22 protein-coding genes are annotated in these 24,927 nt (G+C 67.0%); 10 read left to right on the top strand and 12 right to left on the bottom strand.

The genetic code is table 11. The features are described 5' to 3' along the window. Positions 1 to 27 precede the first annotated feature (27 nt). Positions 28 to 2,223, top strand: a complete 2,196-nt coding sequence (locus ACM26W_RS13430; protein ID WP_416137483.1) for a thiamine pyrophosphate-dependent enzyme — start codon at positions 28 to 30, stop codon at positions 2,221 to 2,223. A gap of 7 nt (positions 2,224 to 2,230) precedes the next feature. Here the strand turns inward: ACM26W_RS13430 and ACM26W_RS13425 are convergent, their stop codons facing one another. After that, on the bottom strand, positions 2,231 to 2,716 hold the full coding sequence (locus tag ACM26W_RS13425) for a hypothetical protein (RefSeq protein WP_416137482.1): 486 nt from the start codon (positions 2,714 to 2,716) through the stop codon (positions 2,231 to 2,233). A 3-nt stretch (positions 2,717 to 2,719) separates the two neighbouring features. Next, on the bottom strand, positions 2,720 to 3,610 hold the full coding sequence (locus tag ACM26W_RS13420) for a TatD family hydrolase (RefSeq protein WP_416137481.1): 891 nt from the start codon (positions 3,608 to 3,610) through the stop codon (positions 2,720 to 2,722). Positions 3,611 to 3,755: 145 nt separating this feature from the next. Here ACM26W_RS13420 and ACM26W_RS13415 point away from each other — a divergent pair, with 145 nt between their 5' ends. After that, positions 3,756 to 5,684 carry an ATP-binding cassette domain-containing protein gene (locus ACM26W_RS13415; RefSeq protein ID WP_416137480.1) on the top strand — a complete coding sequence of 643 codons (1,929 nt, stop codon included), beginning with the start codon at positions 3,756 to 3,758 and terminating at the stop codon, positions 5,682 to 5,684. Between the two features lie 272 nt (positions 5,685 to 5,956). On the opposite strand, the gene ACM26W_RS13410 is transcribed toward ACM26W_RS13415, so the two are convergent. Next, a complete protein-coding gene (locus tag ACM26W_RS13410) occupies positions 5,957 to 6,415 on the bottom strand; it encodes a universal stress protein (protein WP_416137479.1) in 459 nt (152 codons plus the stop codon). Positions 6,416 to 6,531: 116 nt separating this feature from the next. Here ACM26W_RS13410 and ACM26W_RS13405 point away from each other — a divergent pair, with 116 nt between their 5' ends. Beyond that, positions 6,532 to 7,062, top strand: a complete 531-nt coding sequence (locus ACM26W_RS13405; protein WP_416137478.1) for a preprotein translocase subunit YajC — start codon at positions 6,532 to 6,534, stop codon at positions 7,060 to 7,062. A gap of 3 nt (positions 7,063 to 7,065) precedes the next feature. Here the strand turns inward: ACM26W_RS13405 and slyA are convergent, their stop codons facing one another. Continuing rightward, on the bottom strand, positions 7,066 to 7,515 hold the full coding sequence (slyA, locus tag ACM26W_RS13400; protein WP_416137477.1) for a transcriptional regulator SlyA: 450 nt from the start codon (positions 7,513 to 7,515) through the stop codon (positions 7,066 to 7,068). Positions 7,516 to 7,587: 72 nt separating this feature from the next. Next, complete coding sequence (locus ACM26W_RS13395) at positions 7,588 to 8,805, bottom strand: DUF5924 family protein (protein WP_416137476.1); 1,218 nt, start codon at positions 8,803 to 8,805, stop codon at positions 7,588 to 7,590. A 158-nt stretch (positions 8,806 to 8,963) separates the two neighbouring features. Here ACM26W_RS13395 and fadB point away from each other — a divergent pair, with 158 nt between their 5' ends. Both fadB and fadA read left to right on the top strand, forming a co-directional pair. Beyond that, positions 8,964 to 11,150, top strand: a complete 2,187-nt coding sequence (gene fadB / locus ACM26W_RS13390; protein ID WP_416137475.1) for a fatty acid oxidation complex subunit alpha FadB — start codon at positions 8,964 to 8,966, stop codon at positions 11,148 to 11,150. 28 nt (positions 11,151 to 11,178) lie between these two features. Further along, complete coding sequence (fadA, locus tag ACM26W_RS13385) at positions 11,179 to 12,357, top strand: acetyl-CoA C-acyltransferase FadA (protein ID WP_416137474.1); 1,179 nt, start codon at positions 11,179 to 11,181, stop codon at positions 12,355 to 12,357. Positions 12,358 to 12,456: 99 nt separating this feature from the next. On the opposite strand, the gene ACM26W_RS13380 is transcribed toward fadA, so the two are convergent. Then, complete coding sequence (locus ACM26W_RS13380) at positions 12,457 to 13,446, bottom strand: TAXI family TRAP transporter solute-binding subunit (protein WP_416137473.1); 990 nt, start codon at positions 13,444 to 13,446, stop codon at positions 12,457 to 12,459. 998 nt (positions 13,447 to 14,444) lie between these two features. After that, the gene (locus tag ACM26W_RS13375) at positions 14,445 to 14,909 is read right to left on the bottom strand and encodes a flavodoxin family protein (RefSeq protein WP_416137472.1); all 465 of its coding nucleotides are present in this window, start codon (positions 14,907 to 14,909) and stop codon (positions 14,445 to 14,447) included. 70 nt (positions 14,910 to 14,979) lie between these two features. On the opposite strand from ACM26W_RS13375, the gene ACM26W_RS13370 reads away from it, so the two are divergent. Together ACM26W_RS13370 and ACM26W_RS13365 are read left to right on the top strand one after the other, a co-directional pair. Beyond that, a complete protein-coding gene (locus ACM26W_RS13370; protein WP_416137471.1) occupies positions 14,980 to 15,459 on the top strand; it encodes a YbhB/YbcL family Raf kinase inhibitor-like protein in 480 nt (159 codons plus the stop codon). A 20-nt stretch (positions 15,460 to 15,479) separates the two neighbouring features. Continuing rightward, positions 15,480 to 15,851 carry a thiol-disulfide oxidoreductase DCC family protein gene (locus ACM26W_RS13365; protein ID WP_416137470.1) on the top strand — a complete coding sequence of 124 codons (372 nt, stop codon included), beginning with the start codon at positions 15,480 to 15,482 and terminating at the stop codon, positions 15,849 to 15,851. Positions 15,852 to 15,862: 11 nt separating this feature from the next. Here ACM26W_RS13365 and ACM26W_RS13360 read toward each other — a convergent pair whose 3' ends face one another. Continuing rightward, positions 15,863 to 16,792, bottom strand: coding sequence for a 2-dehydropantoate 2-reductase (locus ACM26W_RS13360; RefSeq protein ID WP_416137469.1), 930 nt, complete (start codon positions 16,790 to 16,792; stop codon positions 15,863 to 15,865). A 183-nt stretch (positions 16,793 to 16,975) separates the two neighbouring features. On the opposite strand from ACM26W_RS13360, the gene ACM26W_RS13355 reads away from it, so the two are divergent. Further along, entirely contained in the window at positions 16,976 to 18,553 is a 1,578-nt protein-coding gene (locus ACM26W_RS13355; RefSeq protein ID WP_416137468.1) for a thymidine phosphorylase family protein, read from the top strand. Next, complete coding sequence (locus ACM26W_RS13350) at positions 18,553 to 19,458, top strand: ribose-phosphate diphosphokinase (protein ID WP_416137467.1); 906 nt, start codon at positions 18,553 to 18,555, stop codon at positions 19,456 to 19,458. The genes ACM26W_RS13355 and ACM26W_RS13350 overlap by 1 nt, the downstream gene beginning before the upstream one ends. Positions 19,459 to 19,564: 106 nt before the next feature. On the opposite strand, the gene ACM26W_RS13345 is transcribed toward ACM26W_RS13350, so the two are convergent. The 4 genes from ACM26W_RS13345 to ACM26W_RS13330 form a co-directional block, all read right to left on the bottom strand. Next, positions 19,565 to 19,813 (bottom strand): hypothetical protein, encoded by a 249-nt coding sequence (locus ACM26W_RS13345; protein ID WP_416137466.1) that lies wholly within the window; start codon positions 19,811 to 19,813, stop codon positions 19,565 to 19,567. A gap of 197 nt (positions 19,814 to 20,010) precedes the next feature. After that, positions 20,011 to 21,381, bottom strand: a complete 1,371-nt coding sequence (locus ACM26W_RS13340; protein ID WP_416137465.1) for a M20/M25/M40 family metallo-hydrolase — start codon at positions 21,379 to 21,381, stop codon at positions 20,011 to 20,013. 347 nt (positions 21,382 to 21,728) lie between these two features. After that, entirely contained in the window at positions 21,729 to 22,178 is a 450-nt protein-coding gene (locus ACM26W_RS13335) for a GNAT family N-acetyltransferase (protein ID WP_416137464.1), read from the bottom strand. Between the two features lie 53 nt (positions 22,179 to 22,231). Beyond that, positions 22,232 to 23,977 carry a M14 family metallopeptidase gene (locus tag ACM26W_RS13330; protein WP_416137463.1) on the bottom strand — a complete coding sequence of 582 codons (1,746 nt, stop codon included), beginning with the start codon at positions 23,975 to 23,977 and terminating at the stop codon, positions 22,232 to 22,234. Positions 23,978 to 24,115: 138 nt separating this feature from the next. Between ACM26W_RS13330 and ACM26W_RS13325 the strand changes: the two genes are divergently transcribed. After that, positions 24,116 to 24,874, top strand: coding sequence for a VIT1/CCC1 transporter family protein (locus ACM26W_RS13325; protein ID WP_416137462.1), 759 nt, complete (start codon positions 24,116 to 24,118; stop codon positions 24,872 to 24,874). Positions 24,875 to 24,927 lie beyond the last annotated feature (53 nt).

The following is a 24,927-nucleotide window of genomic DNA, read 5'->3' as shown; positions in this document are numbered from 1 at the left end:
AGGCGTTATCCCCAGCCGGAGTTCGCCGTGGCCACCTCTTCCTCATCCTCCTCCCGTGAGCCCCTGCTCCTGGAGCAGCGCTTTCTTGACGCCCTCGACCAGGACCACTGGCCCGTGACAGAGCGCGACTGGAGCCTTGATGAGGTGGCACTGACCCCCGAGGCGCTAGCCGAGCTGTTCGAGTCCCAACTGATGAGTCGCCACCTGGACCTGCAGGCTCGCCGCCTGCAAGCCAGGGGCGAAGCCTTCTACACCATCGGCAGCGCCGGTCACGAGGGGAACGCGGCGATTGCCCGCGCCCTGCGCCCGACTGATCCCGCCTTCCTGCACTATCGCGATGCTGCCTTACTGATCGAGCGCAGCCGTCAGGTGCCTGGCCAGACGCCGCTGTGGGACCTGCTGTTGAGTTTCGCGGCGTCCCGCGACGATCCGGTCTCCGGCGGGCGCCACAAGGTGCTGGGCTCGAAGTCGCTCAAAGTGCCGCCTCAAACCAGCACCATCGCCTCTCACCTGCCCAAGGCGGTGGGGGCGGCCCATAGCCTGGGGCTGTGGCGGCGCCTGGGCGGCGGCGGTGAGTGGCCCGCCGACAGCCTGGTGCTGTGCAGTTTCGGCGATGCCTCCTTCAACCACTCCACCGCCCAGGGGGCATTGAATGCCGCCGGCTGGGCGGCCTACCAGGGGGCGCCGCTGCCGCTGGTGATGGTCTGCGAGGACAATGGTATCGGCATCTCCACGCCCACGCCGGCCGGCTGGGTCGAGGCCAGCATGCGGGCCCGCCCCGGCTTCCACTACCTGGCCTGCGACGGTCTCGACCTGCTCGACACCTGGCGTGCCGCCCAAGAGGCCGAGGTCATCGCCCGCCTCCACAAGCAGCCGGTGTTCCTGCACCTGCGCTGCGTTCGCCTGTTCGGCCATGCCGGTTCCGACGCCCAGCAGGCATACCTCTCGGCGTCACGCATCTCCGCCGACGAGGCTCGCGACCCGCTGCTGTTCAGCGCCGGGCTGCTGCGCCGCCACGGGGTGCTATCGCGGGACGAGATCACTGCGCTCTACCGGCAAGTCGATGAGCGGGTGGCGCGGTTGGCCGAGGAGGCGATCCGCCGCCCGAAGCTGGAAAGCGCCCGCGAGGTGATGGCCAGCATCGTGCCGCCATCGCGTCCCGGACGTCGACTGAGCGGCCGGGGCGAGGTCAATTTGGAGCCCGCATCGGGTCCCATGGCGAAACTGATCAACCAGGCCCTGCAGCGGCTGATGGACAGCCACCCCCACCTGGTGATGGCCGGCCAGGACATCGGCCGCAAGGGGGGCGTCTATGGGGTGACCCAACGGTTGCAGGGGCGGTTTGGTCCTCACCGAGTGATCGATACCCTGCTCGACGAGCAGAGCATCCTGGGACTCGGCATTGGCCTGGCTCACAACGGTCTGGTGCCGCTACTGGAAATCCAGTTCCTGGCCTACCTGCACAACGCCGAGGACCAGCTGCGCGGCGAGGCGGCCACCCTGAGCTTCTTTTCCGCTGGCCAGTACACCAATCCCATGGTGGTTCGCATCGCCGGGCTCGGCTACCAGAAGGGCTTCGGCGGCCATTTTCACAACGACAACGCCATCGCCGTGCTGCGCGACATCCCCGGGCTGCTGGTAGCCTGCCCGTCGAATGGTGCCGACGCCGTGGGGCTGCTGCAGGAAGCGGTGCGCCTGGCCGACGAGGCGCAGCGCGTGGTGGTCATCATCGAGCCGATCGCGCTCTATCACACCCGCGACCTGCTGGAGCAGGGCGATGACGGCTGGTGCTTCCCTGACCCTGGGCCCGAGCATCGGCTGTCGCCGGGGGAGACGGGGCAGTGGGGCGAGGGCGTCGGCCTGGCAATCGTCACCTATGGCAACGGCGTCTATCTGGCCCGCCAGGCGGCGGCGGAGCTCGATCCGGGGGGGCAGCGGCTGCGCATCGTCGATCTGCGCTGGCTCACGGGCATCGACCACGACGCCGTCTGCCGTGCGGCTGCCGGCTGCCATCGGGTGTTGATCGTCGACGAGTGCCGCCGCTCCGGGTCACTCAGTGAGGAGCTGGTCACCGGCCTGGTGGAGAGGGGCGTGGCGAGCGAGCGACTGCACCGGCTCACCGCCGAGGACAGCTTTATCCCGCTGGGGCCGGCGGCCACCCTGACGTTGCCCTCCCGGTCACAGATCGTCGAGCGTGTTCGGGAGCTGCTGGCTGGCGTGTGACGCCACTTCAGGCCTCGTCGGGGCCGCTCATGCGCTGGTGGAGGTGCAGCATCACCTCCACCTCGTGCTCCGGTCGCAGCGGCTCCAGACCCAGCTCGCCGAACAGCTCGCCGCGGGCCCGGGACCAGTCGCCGGGGGCAATGCCGTTGTAGAGGCACTCGGCGGGCGCCAGCTCCACGAAGGGGTCGAGCCCGTAGGTGTCAAACAGCCGCGACAGGGCGGCCTCGTCGTCGCTGACGCCCGCCGTGTAGAGGGTAGCACTGAAGTGGTCGTTCTCCAGCTCGCGGATCACGTCCAGCGGGCTCACCCCCATGCTGTTGAGCTCCTCCAGGCTGTACTCCCCCAGGGAGATCAGCTCGGCGTCCAGCCAGTCATCCTCGGGCTGGATCAGGGTGTGCTTGACGCGCCCGTCGGGCAGCGTCCAGGCGATGGCCAGTGGCAGGCCGCCATCCTCGCCGGTCTCCACGGCGATAAAGCCGGGCAGGTCGGGCATGATTCAGTTCTCCAGGTGTGTCGGTGTCGGGGCGGACGGCAGCCGGAAGAAGGCGCGGGCGGTGTCGCTGGTGGCGCTGGCCAGCGATTCCTCGCCGATGCCTCGCCAATGGGCAATCTCCCGCACGATCCACGGCAGCAGCGCCGGCTCGTGGCGCCTGCCCTTGAGTTTGGCAGGTAAATTGCGCGGCAGCAGGTAGGGGCAGTCGGTTTCCACCATCAGGCGGTTGAGGGGGATCTCGCCGACCAGGTCGCGCAGGTGGTGGCCGCGGCGTTCGTCGCACAGCCAGCCGGTCAGGCCGATATGCAGGTCGATATCCAGGTAGCCGAAGAGGGTGTCGCGGTCGGCGGTGAAACAGTGCACCACGGCGTCGCTGATATCGTCCCGCCAGGCGTGCAGCATCTCGCGCATTCGTCGGCCCGCGTCTCGCTCATGCACGAACAGCGGCTTGCCGCAGGTCGCCGCCAGGCCCAGCTGCGCCTCGAAGGCGCGCTCCTGCTCGGCGGGCGTGGAGAAGTTGCGATTGAAGTCGAGCCCGCACTCGCCCACCGCCACCACCTCGGACTGTCGGTGCAGGTCCGCCATGGCGGCCGCGAGGCCGGCATCCCAGCGGCTGGCGTCGTGGGGGTGCACGCCGGCGGTGGCAAACAGCTGCAGTGAGGCGTCGGCGGTCTGCCGGGCCATCGCTACCGCCTGCTCGGCGTGCTCGCGGTCGGTGCCGGTGAGAATCAGGGTGGTGACGTTGGCCGCCCTGGCGCGACCGAGTACCGCCGAGAGATCGCGGGCGAAGCTTTCGTGGGTCAGGTTGGCGCCGATGTCCACCAGAGGGGCTGCGGCTCGGAGGCGGAGCGCCTCGGGCAGGAAGTCATCGAAGGTGTCGGTCGGTTCAGCCAAGGCGCAACTCCTGTGGTCGTGATGACGGGACGTCGGGGCGCGGCGCAGTTTACTCGGGATCGACGGCGGTCACCATGGCGGCAGGGCCACGGCGAGCCGGAGTTGCGATACACTAGTTGCCTTCGAGATCGGATGAGGTGTGCGCGTGACCCTGCTACGTCTGGAACAGCTGCAACTGGCCTATGGTACCCATGTGTTGCTCGACGGTGCCGACCTGGTGCTGGAAAAGGGAGAGCGCCTGGCCCTGGTGGGGCGCAACGGCACCGGCAAGTCGACGCTGCTCAAGCTGGTGGCCGGCGAGATCCTGGCCGACGGCGGCAACATCTGGCGGGCCCCGGGACTGAAGATCGGCGTGCTCGCCCAGGACCTCCCCGATGCCTCCGGACAGACCATCTTCGACGTGGTGGCCGGCGGCCTGCCCGAGGCCGGCGAGTTGCTCTCCGAGTATCACCACCTGATCCACGAGGATGAGCCCGACATGCGCCGCATGGCCGACCTGCAGACGCGGATCGAGGCCATCGACGGCTGGTCCTTCCACCAGCGCATCGATGTGGTGCTGACACGCCTGGGGCTGCCCGAGGATGCCGAGATGGCCGAGCTCTCCGGCGGCTGGCGGCGTCGCGTGGCGCTGGCCCGGGCGCTGGTCGCCGACCCCGACCTGCTGCTGCTCGACGAGCCGACCAACCACCTGGACCTGGACACCATCGCCTGGCTCGAGGAGCAGCTGGCCGCCTTCAACGGCGCGGTGCTGTTCATTACCCACGACCGCGCCTTCCTGTCCAAGCTGGCCACGGCCATCCTCGAGCTCGACCGCGGTCGCCTCGGGCGCTATCCGGGCGACTATGCGAAGTACCAGGCCCAGAAGACCCACGAGCTGGAGGTCGAGGCACGCGAGAACGCCGAGTTCGACAAGAAGCTGGCCCAGGAGGAGACGTGGATCCGCCAGGGCATCAAGGCAAGGCGCACCCGCAACGAGGGGCGGGTGCGGGCCCTGGAGCAGCTGCGCCGGGAGCGCAGCGAACGCCGCGAACGCCAGGGCAAGGCCAACCTCAGCGTGGACAGCGGCGAGCGCAGCGGCAAACGGGTGGTGGCCCTGGAGCATGTCACCCAGCGCTTCGGCGACGAGGCGGTGATTCGTGACCTCTCCCTGGAGATCCAGCGCGGCGACCGTATCGGCTTCATCGGCCGCAACGGCGCCGGCAAGACCACCCTGCTCAAGATCCTGCTCGGCGAACTGGCACCGACCGAGGGCAAGGTGCAGGTCGGGACCAAGCTGCAGGTCGCCTACTTCGACCAGCTGCGTGGCGGGCTGGAGCCCGAGAAGACCGTCTACGACAACGTGGCCCAGGGCAGTGACCGGGTCACGGTGGGCGGCCGGGACCGCCACGTGATGAGCTACCTGCAGGACTTCCTGTTCACCCCGGAGCGGGTCCGCCAGCCGGTCAAGGCGCTCTCGGGCGGGGAATCCAACCGCCTGCTGCTGGCCAAGCTGTTCACCCAGCCCGCCAACGTGCTGGTGCTCGATGAGCCGACCAACGACCTGGACGTCGAGACCCTGGAACTGCTCGAGGAACTGCTGCTCGACTTCGACGGGACCCTGCTGCTTGTCTCCCACGACCGCGCCTTCATGGACAACGTGGTGACCAGCGTGCTGGCCTTCGAGGGCGAGGGCCGGGTGCGTGAGTACGTGGGCGGCTATACGGACTGGGTGCGCCAGGGCGGCAAGCTCCCCCCGGCACCCTGGGAGGGGGCGGCCCGCCAGCGGGTTGAGCCGGTGGCCGATATCGACCCGGCCGCATCAGCGCCGGCGTCGTCCGGTACCATTGCCCCGGCAAAAAAGCCCGCCAAGCTTTCCTACAAGCTCCAGCGCGAGCTCGACGCTCTACCGGCCGAGATCGAGCGACTCGAAGGCGAGGTGGCCAAGTTCGAGGCCACGATGGGCGACCCGGGCTTCTATCAGCAGGACGCCACCCAGGTCGCCGCCACGCTGGAGGCGCTGGGTGCCAGGCAGGCCGAGCTCGATGCCGCCATGGAGCGCTGGATGGAGCTGGAGGCCATGGCCGCGGGGGAGTAAGCGATGATTCGCTACTGCGCTTGCGCAGTTGTGGAATAAGTTGATCGCCGGCGGTGCCGAAGCGTCGGACCGTCGGAATCCTCATGTAGCAGGCTACACTCCAGTTGACTTGGAACCTTTGGTTCCTCGCCCCTTCGGGGCCATCTTCCGGATGTTTGTCGCTACGCTCGGTTCTGCGCTCCGGCGGCGACCAACCTATCTTCGCTCGTGACGCGAATCCTGCGCTTCCTCAAGATGAGAAAGGCTTTTTGCTTTTGGGTGTCAGGAGTGGGTTATTCGGCGCTCTTCTCGCCCTTCTTCCCGACCCGCACGGCCAGCACATCGCACTGGGCGCCGTGAAGCACGCCAGTGGAGGTGGAGCCGAGCAGCAGGGCGAAGCCGTGACGGCCGTGGGAGCCGACCACGATCAGGTCCACGCCGTTCTCCTCGGCGAAGCGGTGGATCTCGGTGTCGGGCATGCCGACTAGCACGTGCTGGTTCTCCTTTGTCACGTGGGGGTCGGCAATCTCGGACAGTCGCTGCTTGGCGTGCTCGTCGAGTTGGTCCTGGATGCTGGTCAAATCCATGGGGATATCGCCGCCGTAGGCGAAGCCCAGCGGCTCCAGGGTGTGCATGATGGAGACTTTGGCGTTGTTGTTGCGCTCGGCAATCTGGGCCGCGCGCTCCAGCACCTTGTGGGAGTCCTTGGTCAGGTCCACGGCGACCAGGACGTGGCGGTATTCGTTGCTCATGGTAGGGCTCCTGAGTGGATCTCGAGGTGAAGAGATGTCTTCACTCTAGGCCGGCTGACTCGGCAAGACAACGACATGTATCAAGACTCACGCATCAACCCAATCTGGAGATGGCGATGACCTGGCTGTTCATCCTGCTTGTCCTGCTGCTGGTGGTCTCGCCGGTGATGTGGCTCAAGCCCAGTCCGCGGCAGCGCCGCGTATCGGCGCTGCGAACGGCGGCGATCAAGACCGGACTCACCGTCAAGCTGGAGAAGCCGCCTCTGCACGGCATCGAGACGGCCATGCCGGCCTATCGCTGGTGTTATCCCCAGGATCGGCCGGGGCCCGATTTCGTGCTGGTGCGGGACGACTATGCCAGTGCGGCGCTCAAGCCTTTCGCGTACGGTTGGCGCTGGCGACGGGAGCCGCTGCGACCGCTGCCCGAGGCACTGGAAAACCGGCTCAGGACTTTGCTGGAGCGGCTGCCCCAGGACGCGATAGTGATGGAGTCCCACCGGCATGCGCTGAGCCTGTGGTGGTGGGAATCCCAGGATTTTTCGCGTTTCTCCACCTACCTCGAGGATTTCGTGGTGCTTCGCGACGGCCTGGCCGGCCGGCCGGATGACAACGCCGCGACGGTGCCCTTCGGGCAGCCGAAAGCCTAGGCGTCACTCCTGTAGCTCGGCGTCTCGCGCCTGGATGGCCAGGCCGTTGTCCTCGACGCGGGAGAGCAGTTCGGCCAGCATTGTCACGTCCTGCTCGCTCAGCCCGGCGAGCATCTCGCCGCGCGCCTCGCGCACCACGGTGTCGATGCGCTGGAGCAGCGGGGTGGCAGCGGGCGTCAGGAAGACCCGCTTGGTGCGGCGGTCCTGGTCGCATGGGCGTCGTTCGACCAGTCCCTGCCGGGAGAGCTGGTCGAGGGTGCGCACCAGGGAAGGCGCCTCGACGCCGATGGCACGGGCCAGGTCGCATTGGGGCTGACCGTCGCCGAGTCGCCACAGATGATATAGCGTCACCCACCGCGTCTGGGTCAGGCCTAGCGGGGCCAGGCGCTCGTCGATGATGGCGCGCCACAGACGCGGCAGGCGACTGAGCTGAAAACCGATATTCTCGTACATGGGCTAGGGGCTCCACTGGCGTTGGCTGGATTCTGTGAACCCGACGCGTGAAATGCAAGCCGGCTTATCATTTCACTCCTCCTGGATATCGCCATTCACGCCGGCCGGCGTATCGCCATGGTTTGAATTCGGCCCCGCTGCCTGGCCGTCGTCACTCCGACCCGGCACCAGCCGGCGCAGCCCCTTGATACCGGTCAGCAGCTCCCGGCCATCGGCCAGGGTGGCGTCCTCGCCATCGGACACTCGGAAGCGCACCACCCCGATGCGCTGGCCGCTGTCGGTCATCACGTCGATCCGCCAGCGCCCCGCGGGGGCACCCGGGAAGTTCTGCTTGTGGCTCCAGGCCCGGTAGCCCGCCTCCCGGCCGCCCTCGATGGTCAGCGTGATGCGGTCGACCTCCTCTCCGTCTTGTCGCCACACATGAAACACCTCCTCTCTCAGACCCCGCGGCGCGCGGATCGCCGTGTAGGCGTAGAGCCCGTTTCCGGCCAGTGCCTCGGGCGTCAGATGCAGTTCGCCCTCTGGGCTCCTGGCCTCCACATCGAAGGCGGGAGAGAGCGCTGCGCTGCCCAGCCACAGGTTGGCCGGCGGTACCCAGATGCGTCCCGTCCAGGCCAGCCCGGCGAGCAGCGGCAGCAGGGTCAGCAGCATCAGCCAGCGTCTGCCACGTTGTTGGGCGGTAAGGTGCAACAGGCTGGGCAGACTGAACAGCAGCATGGCGCCCAGTGCCAGCTTGAGGCTCTGGCCGGTGGTGAGCTGCAGCATGATCGGCAGGGTGACCAGCACCACCAGGAAGACGCATTGGGCATGAAAGGCCAGATAGAGCCAGCGATAGCGGTCCGCCACCCGGTAGTAGAGCGGGTCGATGATGGAGAACACCGCCAGCCCGATCAGCAGCAGGGTGAACAGCGCCTGGCCGCTGCTCCATACGGTGGTGGTCAGCAGGAAAGGCAGCGAGAAGAACAGGGTCTCCTGGTGGATCATCTGGGCGATGAATAGCGTCGCGGCGTGGGGCAGGGTGGGGTAGCCGCGGCGGGCCAGTAGCCGGCCGATCAGGCTTTCGGAGAGCAGCAGCAGCCAGGCGGCGAGCATGCCCAGCGCCAGCAGAGCTCCCAGCCACTGCTGGCGCTCCACCAGAAAGAAGCTGCCCAGCCCGGCACCGAAGGCCACGGGTGGCCAAAGCCAGCTCCAGGGTCGCAGGCGCTCGATCAGCACCTCGATGCGCGCCTGCAGTTGGCTCAGCCGAGGTGATTCCGCTCGTTCGTCTGACGGGGGGGAGGATGTGGGCATGGCGCGGGGCTACCCTGAATGATGACATCGAGCAAGCCTAACACCCGGCGGCGGCGAGGGGGCGTCAAGGCTGCGACGTGGGTGGGGGTTGACGAGCCGACGTTCGTGACCCAAGCTGTGCGTATTCAAACGGCCGTATGAAATCGGGAGATTCGCGGATGATCTATCAGGGCAATGCCATCACGGTGGCGCGCGGCGGCAACGACATCGCCACGCTCACCTTCGACCTGCAGGGCGAGTCGGTCAACAAGCTCTCCAGCGCGGTGATCGCCGAACTGGACGAGGCGGTCAAGGCCATCCAGGGCGAGAGCGGCCTCAAGGGACTGATGCTGACCAGCGCCAAGGAAGCCTTCATCGTCGGTGCCGACATCACCGAGTTCCAGGCCATGTTTGGCAAGGGCGCCGAGTTCCTGGAGTCGATGCTTCATCGGGTCCACGGGATCTTCAACGCCATCGAGGATCTGCCGTTTCCCACCGTGACCGCCATCAATGGTCTGGCGCTGGGCGGCGGCTGCGAGGTGTTGTTGACCACCGACTTCCGGGTGATGGGCGACAAGGCCCAGATCGGCCTGCCCGAGACCCAGCTCGGCCTCCTGCCGGGCTGGGGCGGCTGCGTACGCCTGCCGCGCCTGATCGGTGCCGATAACGCCATCGAATGGATCGCCGGTGGCACCCAGAACAAGGCCGACGCCGCCCTCAAGGTGGGCGCCGTGGACGCCGTGGTGCCTGCCGCTGAGCTCGAGGAAGCCGCCCACGACATCCTGGCCCGCGCCATTGCCGGTGAGCTGGACTTCCGGGCTCGTCGCGAAGAGAAGAATCAACCCCTCAAGCTCAACCCCATCGAGCAGATGATGGCCTTCGAGACCGCCAAGGGCTACGTGGCCGGCAAGGCGGGCCCGCACTATCCGGCGCCGGTGGCGGCGATCAAGGTGATCCAGAAGGGCGCCGGCGAGGAGCGCACCCGCGCCCAGGCCATCGAGGCCAAGGCCTTCGCCAAGCTGGCGATGACCGACGTGGCCTTCAACCTGGTCGGCCTGTTCCTGAACGACCAGGTGGTCAAGAAGAAGGGCGGCCAATACGAGAAGCAGGCGCGCCCGGTCAAACAGGCCGCGGTGCTCGGCGCCGGCATCATGGGCGGCGGCATCGCCTACCAGAGTGCCTCCAAGGGCACCCCGATCCTGATGAAGGACATCAAGGACGACGCCATCGAGCTCGGCCTCAAGGAGGCCCGCAAGCTGTTCGCCAAGCAGGTGGAACGCAAGAAGCTGACCACCGAGCAGATGGCCGAGAAGCTCACCAACATCCGCCCGACCCTCTCCTATGGCGATTTCGGCAACGTCGATCTGGTGGTCGAGGCGGTGGTCGAGAACCCCAAGGTCAAGGATGCGGTGCTCACCGAGGTCGAAGGCCTGGTGGGTGAGGAGACGATACTGGCCTCCAACACCTCCACCATCTCCATCACGCGCCTGGCGAAGAACCTCAAGCGCCCGGAAAATTTCTGCGGCATGCACTTCTTCAATCCGGTTCACCGCATGCCGCTGGTCGAGGTGATCCGCGGCGAGAAGACCAGTGATGCCGCGGTGGCCGCCACCGTGGCCTACGCCCGCGCCATGGGCAAGACGCCCATCGTGGTCAACGACTGCCCGGGCTTTCTGGTCAACCGCGTGCTCTTCCCCTACTTCGGCGGCTTCAGCCTGCTGATGGAGCAGGGCGCCGATTTCCAGCGGGTCGACAAGATCATGGAGACATTCGGCTGGCCCATGGGCCCCGCCTACCTGCTCGACGTGGTGGGTCTGGACACCGCGGTGCACGCCGGCGAGGTGATGGCCGAGGGCTTCCCGGAGCGCATGGGCAGCCTGGGCGGCGAGACCGAGGGTGAGGGCAAGAGCGCCATCCAGGTGATGTTCGAGAACGATCGCCTGGGACAGAAGAACGACAAGGGCTTCTATGCCTACGAGGAAGACCGCAAGGGCAAGCCGAAGAAGGTCAGCGACGAGGCCGCCATCGAACTGATCAAGGGCGTGGCGAAGGAGACCCGCGAGTTCAGCGACGAGGACATCATCGCCCGCATGATGGTGCCGCTATGCCTGGAGACCGTGCGCTGCCTGGAAGATGACATCGTGGGAAGCGCTGCCGAGGCCGACATGGCGCTGATCTACGGCATCGGTTTCCCGCCGTTCCGCGGCGGTGCGCTGCGCTATATCGACGCCATGGGTGTGGACGCCTTCGTCACGCTGGCCGACGGTCTGGCCGAGGAACTGGGGCCACTCTATGCCCCCACCGACAAGCTGCGTGAGATGGCCGCCGCCGGCGAGGCCTTCTACCCAGCCCCGGCCCAGGCCTGAGCCCACCACGACGAACAGGAGAGATGAGATGAGCTTGAACCCGAGAGATATCGTGGTGGTCGACGGCGTGCGGACCGCCATGGCCAAGGCCAAGAACGGTGCCTTCCGCCACGTGCGTGCCGAAAACCTCTCCGCAGCGGTGATGGAGGGGCTGCTCGATCGCAACGCTGGCGTCGACCCCAGCGAGATCGACGACATCCTCTGGGGCTGCGTCAACCAGACCCTGGAGCAGGGCATGAACATCGCGCGCAACGCCGCGATCATGACCGGGATTCCGCGCAGCGTGCCGGCCCAGACGGTCAACCGCCTGTGCGGCTCCTCGATGAGCGCGCTGCATATCGCTGCGGCCAACATCAAGGCCGGTATGGGCGACGTCTATCTGGTGGGCGGCGTGGAGCACATGGAACACGTTTCCATGACCCACGGCGTCGACGTCAACCCGGCGGCCAGCAAGCATGCCGCCAAGGCGGCGATGATGATGGGCCTGACCGCAGAGCTGCTGGGCAAGATGCACGGCATCTCCCGCGAGGAGCAGGACAAGTTCGGCGTGCGTTCCCACCAGCGCGCCCAGGCCGCCATGGAGAAGGGCTACTTCGACAACGAGATCATCGGGGTGGAAGGCCACGACGAACGCGGCTTCAAGGTAATGTTCCAGCGCGACGAGGTGATTCGCGGCGATGCCAGCCTGGAGAAGATGGCCGAGCTGAAGCCGGTGTTCGACCCCAGAGGCGGCACCGTCACCGCCGGCACCTCCTCGGCGCTCTCCGTGGGCGCCTCCGGCATGCTGGTGATGAGCTTTGAACGCGCCCAATCGCTGGGACTCGAGCCGATCGCCCGAGTGCTCTCCACCGGCGTGGCCGGCTGCGACGCCTCGATCATGGGTTACGGCCCGGTGCCGGCGTCGAAGAAGGCGCTCAAGGCCGCGGGATTGACCAGCGACGACATCCAGACCGTGGAGCTCAACGAGGCCTTCGCCGCTCAGGGCATCCCGGTGCTCAAGGATCTCGGCTTCCTCGACGCCATGGACGACAAGGTCAACCTCAACGGCGGCGCCATCGCCCTGGGCCACCCGCTGGGGTGCTCCGGCACGCGCATCTGCACCACCCTGCTCAATGTGATGCAGCAACGCGATACCACCCTGGGCCTGGCCACCATGTGCATCGGGATGGGGCAGGGCGTCGCCACGGTGTTCGAACGCCTGAAGTAGGCGCGCGGTGCCGGTCGCAGGCCGGCTCCCTCGGCCAGGCAAACATGCCAGCGGCACCCCTCGGGGTGCCGCTGGCGTTCGTGGTGATGGTCTTGCTGGTCAGTCGGCGCCCTCAACGTCATCGTCCACCGTTGCGTCTTGCATGGCGTCTTCGGCCTCGATCCAGCCCCGTTCCCGATAGTAACGCAGGGCGCCCGCATGCAACGGAGCCGAGAGTCCCTCCGTGATCATCGACTCGGCCGACAGGTCGCCATAGGCCGGATGGGAGGACTGGAAACGCTCGAGGTCGTCGAAGACCGCCGCGACGATGGTGTGGATGACCTCCGGGTCGGTCGCCTCGGAGGCGACCAGGGTGGCTCTGACACCGAAGGTTTCGACGGCCGGCTGGTCGGGGGTGTAGATGCCGGCGGGAATCGTGGCCCGAGTGAAATAGGGAGCCTCCTCCACCAGTCGGTCCACCGCATCGCCACCCACGTCGATGATGGCGGCGTCACAGAGCCGGATCGCCTGCTCGATCGAGTCGTTTGGATGGCCCACCGTATAGACCATGGCATCGACGTTGCCATGGCACAGCTCCAGCGACTGCTGGTCGGCGGGCAGGTCGTTGGCCAGGCTGAAATCCTCGAGGGTCCAGCCCATGGTCTCGAGCAGCCTCATCATGGTGCCGCGCTGGCCCGAGCCGGGGTTGCCGACGTTGACGGCCCGCTGGCGCAGGTCGTCGAATTCCCGGATGCCGCTGTCGCGGCGGACCACCAGGGTGAAGGGTTCGCCATGGACCGAGAAGAGCGAGCGCAGCGAGGCGTCCGGCCCGACATCGCGGAACCCCTCGATGCCCGAAACGGCATAATACTGGAGGTCCGACTGGGCCAGTGCGACGGTCACCTCGCCCTGACGCACCGCCTTGAGGTTGGCGGCGGAGCCGTCGCTGGTCTGGGCGGTGCAGGGGAGATCCAGCAGCCGGCAAAGGGTGCGCCCGGTGACATGGTAGACGCCAGCCGAACTCGCCGTGCCGATGATGATGCGTTCCTCGTCGGCGACGGAGCTTCCCGGTATCAGCATGCCGGCCAGCAGGCCCGCGAGACAAGTCATCGTGGTGAAGCAAGAGGGGGCACCTGGAGGCGCTCTCCTGTCGGTGTGCATGGGTCGTCCCTCCGTTGAGATCCTTGGCCTGCCGTGCGGCGGCGTGGTGAGCCATCATGAAAGGGTCGAGAAGCCCGATGACCTGCCTTTAGGCAAGCATAGTCGCCCGGCCCGCACACTGCCGCTCTCAACCCAAGTAGGGTGCCAGCGACTCGACGGCGGGGCTCACAGGATCTCGCTGTCGAGCCCGGCGGCGAGTTAGCGGCCGTGTTCCTCGACCCAGCGCCATCGCAGCCCGGTGAGGATGCTCTCCGCCGCCAGGGGCAGAGGGGGCTGTTCGGAGAGGGGATTGGCAGGGTCGTGAGCGGCAGTTGGGGACTGGCGTGGTGCGAGTGCTTATGAGCGCGTGGCCCAGCGGTATAGCGGCGAATCCGCTGGAACGCGAAACCAGCTGAGCTGCCCACGGCCATCGAGCCGGGCAATGGCCACCCAGGGTGAACTCTGGTCCTGTTGCCCGACCACCTTGACGTCGTTGATATAGCGGGGGGAGAACCCTGGCGGCATGCTTTCGTGAAAGGGTGAAGTGTAGACGGATTGGTCCAGGCTGGATGTGCCCGAATGCGCCTGCGCCAAGTCGTTCCCATGGATCATACTGCTCTCTCCCGTGCCCGTTTTTTTGAGTTGTGTCGGCAGTGGGTACTGGTGTCCCTTGACATGATCGTATCTATCGGTAACAAAAAATTACGCATTAAGTATGTTGCAGTGACGAACTTTTGCAAAATGAAAATCAAAGCAACACAAAAGTAGCAAGCTGACTCATGCGGAGCGCCAGTGCTGACTCATTATTCCGAGAATGGCATTGTCCCCACGGTCGACGGCCCTGTAAGGCAAGTGTGCAGGCCAGGCCAGAAGCATCAGCGGTCGCCGGCGGCTGGCGAGAGGTCAACGGACAAGTCGGGGAGGAACAGGGGAAGGAAAGGGATAGCGGGGGAAGGTGGGCCGACGACTCAGAACAAGCCGTTGTCCAGCCCCGCGGCCAGGTAGAGCCCCAGCTCCTCCACCTGCGCGATGAAGACCGCCTGCCACTCGCCGCGCAGGGTCAGGGGCTCCTGAACCCAGCGCCAGCGCAGCCCGGTGACGATGCTCTCCACCGCTCGCCGCGTACCGGTGCCGTCGTGTCCGGCGCGGATGTAGAGCGCACAGGGCAGCCCCTGCTTCTCCTCCAGCACCGGGTAGTAGCTGCGGTCGAAGAAGTCCTTCAATGCTCCGCTCATGTAGCCGAGGTTCTCGGTGGTGCCGAGCAGGATGCCGTCGCAGCCGCGAACGTCCTCGGGGCCCGCGTCCAGGGGCGCCTTGACCACCACTTCGACGCCCTCGATGTCGGGGTGACGCGCGCCACGCTCGGCCGCTTCGCGCAGGGCCAGGGTGTTGGGGGAGGGGGCATGGACGACGATCAGCAGACGTTTGGGCATGTTGACAGCTCCTCGGGTTTTTCCCACGCTGAATCGGCATTTGTACCGGTATTCACAAGGAGGATCACCGATGGCCTTTGCCCTGTCGACCATGCAGCTCACCAGCCCCGCCTTCGATGACGGCGGCGCCATTCCCGCCAGACACACCGGAGAGGGAGACGATATCTCCCCGGCCCTGGTTTGGCAGGACGCCCCGGCGGGCACCAAGGGGTTTGCACTGATCTGCCACGACCCGGACGCCCCCCTGGTGCAGAACGGTACCTATGGCTTCGTGCACTGGGTGCTCTACAACATCCCGGCGTCCACCACCTCCCTGGAGGAAGCGACCTCGGTGGGCAGGCGTGGAAAGAATGATTTCGGCAAGCTGGGATTCGGTGGCCCCATGCCGCCGGAGGGTCACGGTTCACACCGCTACTACTTCTGGGTGCTGGCGCTGGACAAGCCCACCGACGATCTGCCTGAAGGATTAAAGCTCCACGATCTGCTGGTCCAGGTCGAGCCGCACCTGCTGGGCATGAATCGTCTGGTGGGCACCTACCGGCGTGGCTGATGCCCTGGGTCCGGTGTCGTATGCCTGCTGAGGCGCCACTCAAGGTCTACTACGACGGCTTATGTCCCGGCTGCCGGCAGGATCGCGCCCGCTATGAACGTTGGGCGGGAGAGGCCGGTCGGCAGGTGATCTGGTGCGACGTGACCGACCACCAGTCGACCCTGCGCGAGAAGAACGTCGACCCGCCGGCGGCGCTGCTGTCGTTGCACGTGGAAGAGAAAGGCGGGCGCATTGTCGAGGGGATCGACGCCTATATCCTGCTGATGCGCCGGGTGCCCAGGCTCAGGCCACTGGCCTGGCTGATCGGCCTGCCTGGTCTCAAGGTGCTGCTGCGCTGGTGCTATGACCGCTGGGTGCGCCGGCGCCTGGCCCGGGAGGGACGACTGCCCTGAGGCGTCCGCGATCAGCCGCCCCGGGCGGCCCGCTCCTGAGGCAGCAGGGCGGCGTGGATCATGGCGTTGACCGGAGTGGCCACCCCTGCCTCGCGGCCCAGTCTTACCACGGCACCGTTCTGGGCCTCCAGCTCCGATGGGAGCCCGGCCACGATGTCGCGCTGCATGGAGGCGGTGCTCTCCGCCGGCAGGGCATCGATGAAGCGTATGGCCCGGGAGGCGGCATCCTCGGGCAGCGCCACGCCGCGGGCCCGGGCCACCGCCGCGATCTCGGCCAGAATCTGCTCGATCAGCGCACGGGTCTCGGGCAGGGTGCGGCTCACGCCGATGGGCGCTCGCGTCACGCTGCCGATACCGCTCATGGCGCAGATGAACAGGAACTTGCTCCACACCGCCACCTGGATATCGTCGGGAATCTCGGCCGTGACGCCTCTAGCCTGGTCGAAGGCCGCCTTTAGCCGCTCGGCGCGCTTGCTGTGGCGGTTGTCGCGCTCGCCGAAGCGCACGAAGGGCGAGACCCCGGCGTGCTTGATATGTCCGGGGGCCTCGCGCCAGGCGAGGATGCCGCACAGGCCGTCGAGCACGTGGGCGTTGCCGAGCACTGCGGAAAGGGTCTCGGCGGCCTCGACGCCATTCTCCAGCGGCACCACGAAGGTGTCGGGTCCGATCATCGGGCGTATCGCCTTGGCGGCCTCGGCTACCTGCCAGGACTTCACCGCCACGATAACCGCATCCACGGTGCCTACTCGGGACGGGTCGTCGGTGGCCTTCACTTCGGACAGGTGCGCGTCGCCCTCGATGCTGGAGACCGTCAGCCCGTCACGCTGCAGTGCCGCCAGGTGTTCACCTCGGGCGATGAAGGTCACGTCATGCCCCGCCTCGGCCAGGCGTGCCCCGAAGTAGCCGCCCACGCCGCCGCTGCCCATGATCGCCAGTCGCATCGTCTTTCCTCTGTTTTCAGTTTGATCGTCTGCCAGCCTACACCCGAACCCGAGGGTGTCACATCGCTACCTTGGCCTTGCGCCGGTGACGCCCTTCAGGGTGGCTGCTAGGATGGAACCATCCCGATTTTCCGCGTGGCAGGAGGCCCAGGCGCCGGTCGGCCACGCTGCATGGAAGAGCCCATGACACGACCCAAGACCCCAGCCGTCCTGGACGATGTTCTCTCACCGCTTGCGCTGAAGCGAGTGGGCATCGATACCTACCGGGAGAACGTCGCCTACCTGCATCGCGACTGTGACTTCTACCGCGCCGAGGGCTTCCAGGCGCTCTCCAAGGTGGAGGTGCGCGCCAACGGTCAGTGTATTCTGGCCAGTCTCAACGTGGTGGACGACACCAGCATCGTCAACCCCATGCAGCTTGGCCTCTCCGAGGATGCCTTCGCCTCCCTGGGCTCCAGTGAGGGCCACCCGGTCAGCGTCTCCCAGGCCGAGCCGCCGGCCTCGATCCCGGCCCTACACCGCAAGCTGGCCGGAGAGCGCCTATCCCGCGACGACTTTCGCGACATCATTCGCGACATTGCCGACCTGCGCTACTCCAAGATCGAGCTGACTGCCTTCGTGGTGGCCTGCGACCGTGGCGAGCTCGACCGTGAGGAGGTCTTCTACCTCAGTGATGCCATGGGCCGCGTCGGGCGGCGACTCGACTGGCACGAGCATCCGGTGGTGGACAAGCACTGCATCGGCGGCATTCCCGGCAACCGCACCTCCATGCTGGTAGTTCCCATCATTGCCGCTCACGGCTTGCTCTGCCCCAAGACCTCGTCGCGGGCCATCACCTCCCCCTCGGGCACCGCCGATACCATGGAGGTGCTGGCCAACGTCGACCTGCCCTTCGATGCGCTGGGCGACATCGTGCGAACCCACCGAGGCTGCCTGGCCTGGGGCGGCACCAGTCAGCTCTCGCCGGCGGATGACGTGCTGATCTCGGTGGAGCGGCCTCTCTCCATCGACTCCCCGGGGCAGATGGTCGCCTCGATCCTCTCCAAGAAGGTGGCCGCCGGCTCCACCCACCTGCTGCTCGACATCCCCGTGGGGCCCCACGCCAAGGTGCGCTCCATGCCGGAGGCCCGGCAGCTGCGAAAGCTGTTCGAGTTCGTGGCCGGGCGGATGGGCCTGACCCTGGACGTGGTGATCACCGACGGCAGCCAGCCGGTGGGACGGGGGATCGGCCCGGTGCTGGAGGCCCGCGACGTGATGCGGGTGCTCACCAACCATCCCGAGGCGCCCATGGACCTGCGCCAGAAGTCGCTGCGCCTGGCCGGGCGCATGCTGGAGTTCGACCCCGACGTGCGCGGCGGCGACGGCTTCGGCATCGCCCGAGACATCCTCGACTCCGGCCGTGCCCTGGAGAAGATGCAGGCGATCATCGCGGCCCAGGGGGGCAAGCCCTTCGACCCCGACGCTCCCCCGCTGGCGCCCCATGCCTTCGACGTGGTGGCACTCGAGAGCGGCGTTGTGATCGGCATCGACAACCTCAAGCTGGCGCGGATTGCCCGCCTGGCTGGTGCGCCCAAGGCCGCCGGGGCAGGCGTCGACCTGCTGGCGCGCATCGGTGACCGCGTCGAGGCGGGCCAGGCGCTCTATCGTGTTTATGCGGCCTTTCGCAATGAGCTGGCCTTCGCCCACCAGTCCACCGAGCGGGACAGTGGCTTCAGCCTCGGACAGGCCGACCAGGTTACCCGCCTGAACGTGGAGTTCTGATGGCCATCGCACTGCTCCATTTCGCCGACGAAGCCGCCCCGGCCTGTCGGCTGGCCGAGGCCTGTGGTCTTGCCGCTCGCGAGGTCGAGCGCCATCGCTTCCCCGATGCAGAGCTCAAGCTCACGCTGCCCTTCGCCGAGGCGGGGGCCTTTCCCGAGACCATTGTGCTCTACCGCAGCCTGGACCGGCCCAGCGACAAGCTGATCGAGCTGCTGCTGCTGGCGCGCCACGCCCGCCGGCAGGGAGTGGGCCGGCTGGTCCTGGTGGCCCCCTATCTGGCCTACATGCGTCAGGACATCGCCTTCCATCCCGGCGAGATCGTCAGCCAGACCATCATCGGTGGCTTCCTGGCCGAGCTGTTCGATGCGGTGATCACCGTGGACCCCCACCTGCACCGCATCGAGCGCCTCGATCAGGCGATTCCCATCGAGCACGCCATCGCGCTCTCCGGGGCGCCGCGGCTCGCCGAGCTGATCGCCGAGAAGCGTCCCGGGGCGCTGCTGCTGGGGCCCGACGAGGAGGCGCTGCAGTGGGTGGCCCAGGCCGCCGAGCTGACGGGCCTCGATCATGCCACCTGCCGCAAGGTGCGCCGCGGCGACCGCGACGTGGAGATCCATCTGCCCGACACTCCGTTGGTGGGGCGGGCGGTGGTGCTGATGGATGACGTGGCGAGCTCAGGCCATACCGTGGCTCGTGCCGCCGAGGCGCTGCTGGCCGCCGGGGCGGCCTCCGTGGACGTAGCGCTGACCCATGCACTGTTTGCCGGTGATGCGCTTGAGGTGATCCGGAATGCCGGTGTCAGCGAGGTCTGGAGCACCGACTGCATCGCTCACGAGAGCAATGCCATCGCCATGGCGCCGGTGCTGGCCGAGGCGCTGGTCGGAGTGCTGGGCTCTCGGGCATAGCAACGCTTAGCGGGAACAGCGGCGCCATAACGGAAGCGGGGCACGGGGATATCCCCGTGCCCCGCTGGGCGGATGATGCAGGCCGCCGCCAGGCGGCGCTTGCCGCTCAGGCGTAGAGGGCGCCGGCGGTGGACGCCCTGAGGCGCTCCAGCGACATCACCTGCTGGCCGCGTTCCGGCGTATCGGTACGAAAACCGATCTCGAAGCCGCGGTCGGCGAGAGCGGCGGCCCAGAACTCCTCGGTTGCCATGTCCTCGGCCTCGATGGCGCTGGAGGCATGGAACAGGCCGCCGCCCAGGTGCATCTCCTGGCCGCGAGAGTGGATGGCGAAGACGTCGACGAGGAAGGATTTCATGGCGCTCACATTGGCTGGTGTGTGGATACGCGGACATGATAGCCACCCGCGTGCGGGGGTGTGAGCAAATCCGGATTCCGTTGTTACAAGGCCCATGCGCCGACGACATCATTCCAGCCAGGCATCAGGAATGCCGAAAACGACAAGGGCCCCGAGGCGTATGCTCCGGGGCCCTTGTCGCGTCCTGCGCTTGTCGTCTACCAGGCGCCGGAGTCCGCCTTCTCGCTGCCGGAATCCGGCTTCTCGCTGCCGGATTCCGCCTCCTTGCTGCCGGAATCCGCCTTCTCGCTGCCGGAATCCGCCTTCTCGCTGCCGGAATCCGCCTTCTCGCTGCCGGAATCCGGCTTGTCTGCGCCCTGGTGGCCCAGCGTGCCGGCCTGGTCCAGGCGCGGGTGATTGTCCAGGAACTCCCGGTGCGGGTCGGGCAGGGCGTCCAGCGCCTGGAGGCTGCGGGTGATGGCGTGGACCGCCGCCATCACGTCCTGGGTGTTACCCGTCTCCGAGATGGTGTGCATGTTGCGGATCGGGAAGCCGATGGAGGTGGCCACGCAGTCCACCGATGCCAATACCCCGGCCATGCCGTCGGTACCGGTATCGGCGCCGACGATGTCGCGCTGCATGGGAATGTCATGCTCGCGAGCGGTGGCCTCGACGATCCGGTTGAGCTGCTCGCTGGCGATGGCGCCCACCGACAGGGTAAAGCCCTTGCCCATTTCCAGTGGCTGCATGCGGCGATCACCGATGCCTGGGGCCGCCACGTAGTCATGGTTCACGTCCACGGCGATGATGGCATCGGGCCTGAGCTCCCCGGCCAGCACCCGGCTGCCGAAGCGGCCGATCTCCTCGTAGCTGGCGATGGCGAACATCACCCGGACCTGCTCGGTACCGCCCGCCTCGGCGATCAGTCGCGCCACCTCGGCGGTGACGAAGCAGCCCAGGCCGTTGTCCAGGTAGGCGCCATAGAAGGTGTCCGGACTGAAGCCATGGCGGATAGGACGGTTGAAGATGATCGAGTCCCCGGGGCGCACGCCCAGCTTCTCCACCTGCTGCTTCTTGTTCTCGCCGTGGATCTGCAGGTCCAGGTAGATCTGCTCCTTCTTGATGCCCTTTTCGCCGTTGCGTTGGGCCGGATCGGAGAAGTGGATAGCACCCAGCGCCTCCACGGTGCCGCCCTCGAGGCGCCGATAGCTTCCGGGCGCCTGCGGGTCTTCGCTGAACAGCGTGACATCGTGGCCGATCAGCACATTGGGCAGGAAGGCGTCGGTGTTGATCCAGATCTTGCCGTCCTCACCGATGGAGCGAACCTGCATGCGGATCTTGTCGGCGTGGCCGATCACCATCACCTTGAACAGATCGTCGCGGCCCGGGTGCGTGTCCAGCACGACGCCAGCATGGCCCTTGAACTGGTGCAGCTGCCAGCCCGCGGGGGCGAAGCCCTCGAAATGGGGCTTGAGCACGCCATAGGTCATGGCCGCCTCCAGGCCTACAGGGCTGGGTGCCGCGAGGATGCGTCGCATCAAGTCGAACTGCGGCTCGGGCATGGGGCGCGTCCAGGGGGTGTCGCTCATGGGGCTCTCTCTTGTCGGTGGTGATGGCGCTTGTGCGGAGTGATGGGCTTCTGGCCAGGCGACGTGTCGATGCTGCCGCGCCAGGCCCGAAGGCATCACGGGGCTGTTACCCAGAGGTTACCATCCGGGTGACGCTCCGGTCTGTCCCGACCGGACGCCCATCGGGCGACAGCGAAGGCCCGGGGTGTACTATGCCGAAGGCGGGGCCCGCGCCACAACGCCGAAAGGGCCCTGGCCTGGTGGCAGCGACACGGCTGGCGTTGGCAAGTAGCCCAGGACGCCGACGAACCGCTGGGGACGACGGTTACTCGTCTATCAGGCGTGGGGCATGCCGGAGGCGCTCCTCGTTATTCCCGGATCTCGGCAATGACCTCGCCGGTCTCCTCGCTCGGCCCCGTTTCCTGGAAGCCGAGGCTGGCGTAGAAGTCCCGGGCGACCCGGTTGGTTGGCACATAGCAGATCGCGATCCGCTCGAAGGGGCCCTGGGCCCTGATCTCGTCCAGCACGCACTGCATGGCCCTGTGCCCGATGCCTCTTCCCTGATGGTGTCGGTCGACCATCAGCCGGAAGATGTTGTAGGCCGGCGGCCGGTCGTTGTGGTCGAAGGATTCATACATGAGAAAGCCGACCACTTGCCCGTCGCAATAGATGGCGCGAGGCCGATAGGTCGGATGGAAGCTGGATTCGGCAAGGGAGTACATATTGTCAGCAACATAGTCACGCTGCGCTGTCGCCACCTCCAGCGCAATGACAGCCTCGAAGTTCTCGCGGGTGACCTCCTTCAGTGCTATGTCCATCGCATGCTCCTCTCTTTAGGGCTTCATCCTTATGGGCGAGGCGTCGCGTCCGATCACCCAGAGCCCGGTGCACCGGGCTCCCCGGGGATCGAGATCGTCTGGTGCACCTCACCCAGCCGCGGGCTGGAGATGCGCACGATCACCTCGCCCTCGCCATGGACGATCCAGCCTACACGGGCTTGGTGGCTGTTGCCGCGGGAGCGTTGGAACCAGGGCATCTGGGCAGCGTCGCCGAGGCCTCGGCCCCAGCCGTCCAGGTGCCCCAGCACCTGGCAGGCCCGGCCGGGTTCGTGTAGCCGACAGCCGGTGACGCTGGCTTCGGCCTCCACGCTGCTGTTCCAGGGGCGGCCCCGGGCTGCCTGGACGCCATAGCTCGGCAGGTAGCCGTGGTTGGCCACCGTCACCTCCAGTGAGTGGAAGCCCTCGCCCAGCGGCGTGCAGTGCACCGCCTCGATCACCAGCCGTGGCATCATCGAGGCGACATGAAACCAGTATACCACCAGGCCATCGCAGATCGCCGGCAGGAGTTCCGGCGGCGGGTTCCAGATGCCGAGGCATGGATCCAGCCCGCCGACCTCCAGGTTGCCCAGCTGGGGGTGCGTCAGCGGTTGCCAGTCGCGGAACAGCCTCTGGTCATTGTTGACCCGGTCCCAATGGGCCAGCCGCTCCATCTGCTCGCGGTCCAGGGCGGTGTAATGGTCGATGAAGCGCTCGGGCCGGGGCAGGCCAAGGCGCTGGAAGAGGTCCCATAGCTCGCAGACCTGGGCCACACAGCCGCGCTGGTGGTAGGCGAACTCGATGAGGTCGCCATGCAGCGGGGTCTCGGGCTCGTAGCTGAATTCCTCATAGCTGCTCACGGTGGGGTAGCCGGTGAGCGATTGACCCCAGGCGGCCAGTTGCCGGTAGAGCGCGAGATCCTGTGGGGCCATGCAGCTGTCCGGAGCATCGACCAGCGGGCGGATGAAGACACCGCCAAAGGTGTGCAGGTTAAGCCAGGCGAAAAGGTTGGGATGGGCGAGGGCGAAGTCAATGATGGCACGGGTCTCGGGTTCGGCCCCGGGGTAGTGACCGGCGCCGACCTGCTCCGGTTCGGGCTGCCAGCCCCACGGGAAGTTGCGGTTGAAGTCCGGGGTGTCGGCCAGCCAGTCGGGCTCGGGAATCGTCACGCCGTCCCAGTGCTCGATCATCCCTTCGGGGTAGACCCGCCAGTAGGGTGGTGGGTCTTCCACTCTTCGCGGCAACATCAGCCCCGGGTAGTCGGGGGATTCGACGAAATCACCCGCCTCGTCGTGGCAGCGCAGGTAGCGGCAGCGGTCGTCGCCGTCCAGGTCCATCGCGCGCCAGCGAGGCCGGTCGGGGCTGCCGTAAGTGCGGCGCGGGGCGGAGCGCACGAAGCCTCCCTGGCGCAGCACCTGTTCGGCGCCGTCAGGCGAGACGCGCGGGCAGATGTAGAACAGCACCTCGCGCAGCTGACGGCACTGATGCTCGGGCCAGCCTTCCGGCAGTCGCTCGGGGGCCAGGTGCAGCGCCAGGACCATGTCCGCCACGGCAAGGGCGACGCTGGAGCCGGCCAGTTCGGTACCGTGCATGTTGCCGTCCACCCAGACGCCGGGACGCCGGCGATCTGGCTCGGGGCCGAGGGTCAGCACCCAGATGTCGCGTCCCTGGGGGCTGCTGCCGATGCTCTCCAGGCGAGCCAGCTGCGGGTAGTCCCGGGCCCAGGTCTCGAGCTGGCGGGTCAGCGTCTCGTGGCTCAGGTAGCGGTGGCGGAAGGGGCCGTCGAGTGTGTCATGGGTCATGCCGATGCCTCGCCGTACCGAGCTGAACTGTCAGTATGGTGCATCCTTCGGGAAGGGGACGTCGCTGCCGCGGCCTCACCCGTCACTGGCCGGCTGTGCCAATCTGGAAACAGGATGAATAACGCATCGAGGTGGCCCATGAACGACCGGCGGCGCGAAGCGCTGGAGCAGGAGCATCGCCCGGAAGTGATCGAGCAGAGGCTGCGAGCCCCCTCCCGTGTCCGCAACCTGCCTGATGCCATCCTCGGCGGCATCGACGGTTGCGTGACTACCTTCGCGGTGGTCTCCGGGGCCTTCGGGGCGGGCTTCTCGGCCACCGTCGCCCTGGTGTTGGGGGTCGCCAACTTGCTGGCCGATGGCTTCAGCATGGCGATCAGCAACTACGAGGCGATCCAGGCCCAGCGAGACCATATCGACGGGGTGCGTCGCAGCGAGAACCACCATATCGACGTTGTCCCGGAGGGTGAGCGCGAGGAGATCCGCCAGATATTCCAGCGCAAGGGGTTCGCGGGCGAAACCCTGGAGCGGGTGGTCGAGACCATCTGCAGCGACCGCGAGGTATGGGTGGAGACCATGGTCTCCGAGGAGCATGGCCTGCAGACCGAGGGGCTGAGTCCGCTGCGGTCGGCGCTGGCCACCTTCGTCGCCTTCCTGGTGGTTGGTGCTATGCCGCTGTTGCCTTATGCGATACCTGGGCTGGATTCCCCTCGGCAGTTCCTGGCGAGCCTGTCGGTGGCCGGGCTGATGTTCTTTCTGATCGGCATGGGCAAGAGCCTGGTCTATCACCAGCCGGTGCTGAAGTCTGGGCTGCGGACCCTTTTGATTGGCGGGGCCGCGGCGGGACTGGCCTTCCTCACCGGCCATCTTGCGCAGGCGCTCTTCGGCGTGGGGATGTAGGTCGCTCCCGCCCACGTTGAGTCGCAGGGTCGCGCTGGCGATAAAATGAAGGG

This window comes from Halomonas sp. HK25 (assembly GCF_047795635.1).
Taxonomy (GTDB): domain Bacteria; phylum Pseudomonadota; class Gammaproteobacteria; order Pseudomonadales; family Halomonadaceae; genus Halomonas.
The sequence above is the reverse complement of the archived record's forward strand: the minus strand, read 5'-3'. Positions and strand labels throughout refer to the sequence as shown.

Bases quoted from the DNA above. Each gene is read 5' to 3' on its own strand.
- ACM26W_RS13425 (WP_416137482.1), bottom strand. From the start codon at position 2,716: ATGCCCGACCTGCCCGGCTTTATCGCCGTGGAGACCGGCGAGGATGGC.
- ACM26W_RS13410 (WP_416137479.1), bottom strand. From the start codon at position 6,415: ATGAGCAACGAATACCGCCACGTCCTGGTCGCCGTGGACCTGACCAAG.
- ACM26W_RS13405 (WP_416137478.1), top strand. From the start codon at position 6,532: ATGACCTGGCTGTTCATCCTGCTTGTCCTGCTGCTGGTGGTCTCGCCG.
- slyA (WP_416137477.1), bottom strand. From the start codon at position 7,515: ATGTACGAGAATATCGGTTTTCAGCTCAGTCGCCTGCCGCGTCTGTGG.
- ACM26W_RS13395 (WP_416137476.1), bottom strand. From the start codon at position 8,805: ATGCCCACATCCTCCCCCCCGTCAGACGAACGAGCGGAATCACCTCGG.
- fadB (WP_416137475.1), top strand. From the start codon at position 8,964: ATGATCTATCAGGGCAATGCCATCACGGTGGCGCGCGGCGGCAACGAC.
- fadA (WP_416137474.1), top strand. From the start codon at position 11,179: ATGAGCTTGAACCCGAGAGATATCGTGGTGGTCGACGGCGTGCGGACC.
- ACM26W_RS13380 (WP_416137473.1), bottom strand. From the start codon at position 13,446: ATGACTTGTCTCGCGGGCCTGCTGGCCGGCATGCTGATACCGGGAAGC.
- ACM26W_RS13375 (WP_416137472.1), bottom strand. From the start codon at position 14,909: ATGCCCAAACGTCTGCTGATCGTCGTCCATGCCCCCTCCCCCAACACC.
- ACM26W_RS13370 (WP_416137471.1), top strand. From the start codon at position 14,980: ATGGCCTTTGCCCTGTCGACCATGCAGCTCACCAGCCCCGCCTTCGAT.
- ACM26W_RS13365 (WP_416137470.1), top strand. From the start codon at position 15,480: ATGCCTGCTGAGGCGCCACTCAAGGTCTACTACGACGGCTTATGTCCC.
- ACM26W_RS13360 (WP_416137469.1), bottom strand. From the start codon at position 16,792: ATGCGACTGGCGATCATGGGCAGCGGCGGCGTGGGCGGCTACTTCGGG.
- ACM26W_RS13355 (WP_416137468.1), top strand. From the start codon at position 16,976: ATGACACGACCCAAGACCCCAGCCGTCCTGGACGATGTTCTCTCACCG.
- ACM26W_RS13350 (WP_416137467.1), top strand. From the start codon at position 18,553: ATGGCCATCGCACTGCTCCATTTCGCCGACGAAGCCGCCCCGGCCTGT.
- ACM26W_RS13345 (WP_416137466.1), bottom strand. From the start codon at position 19,813: ATGAAATCCTTCCTCGTCGACGTCTTCGCCATCCACTCTCGCGGCCAG.
- ACM26W_RS13340 (WP_416137465.1), bottom strand. From the start codon at position 21,381: ATGAGCGACACCCCCTGGACGCGCCCCATGCCCGAGCCGCAGTTCGAC.
- ACM26W_RS13335 (WP_416137464.1), bottom strand. From the start codon at position 22,178: ATGGACATAGCACTGAAGGAGGTCACCCGCGAGAACTTCGAGGCTGTC.
- ACM26W_RS13330 (WP_416137463.1), bottom strand. From the start codon at position 23,977: ATGACCCATGACACACTCGACGGCCCCTTCCGCCACCGCTACCTGAGC.
- ACM26W_RS13325 (WP_416137462.1), top strand. From the start codon at position 24,116: ATGAACGACCGGCGGCGCGAAGCGCTGGAGCAGGAGCATCGCCCGGAA.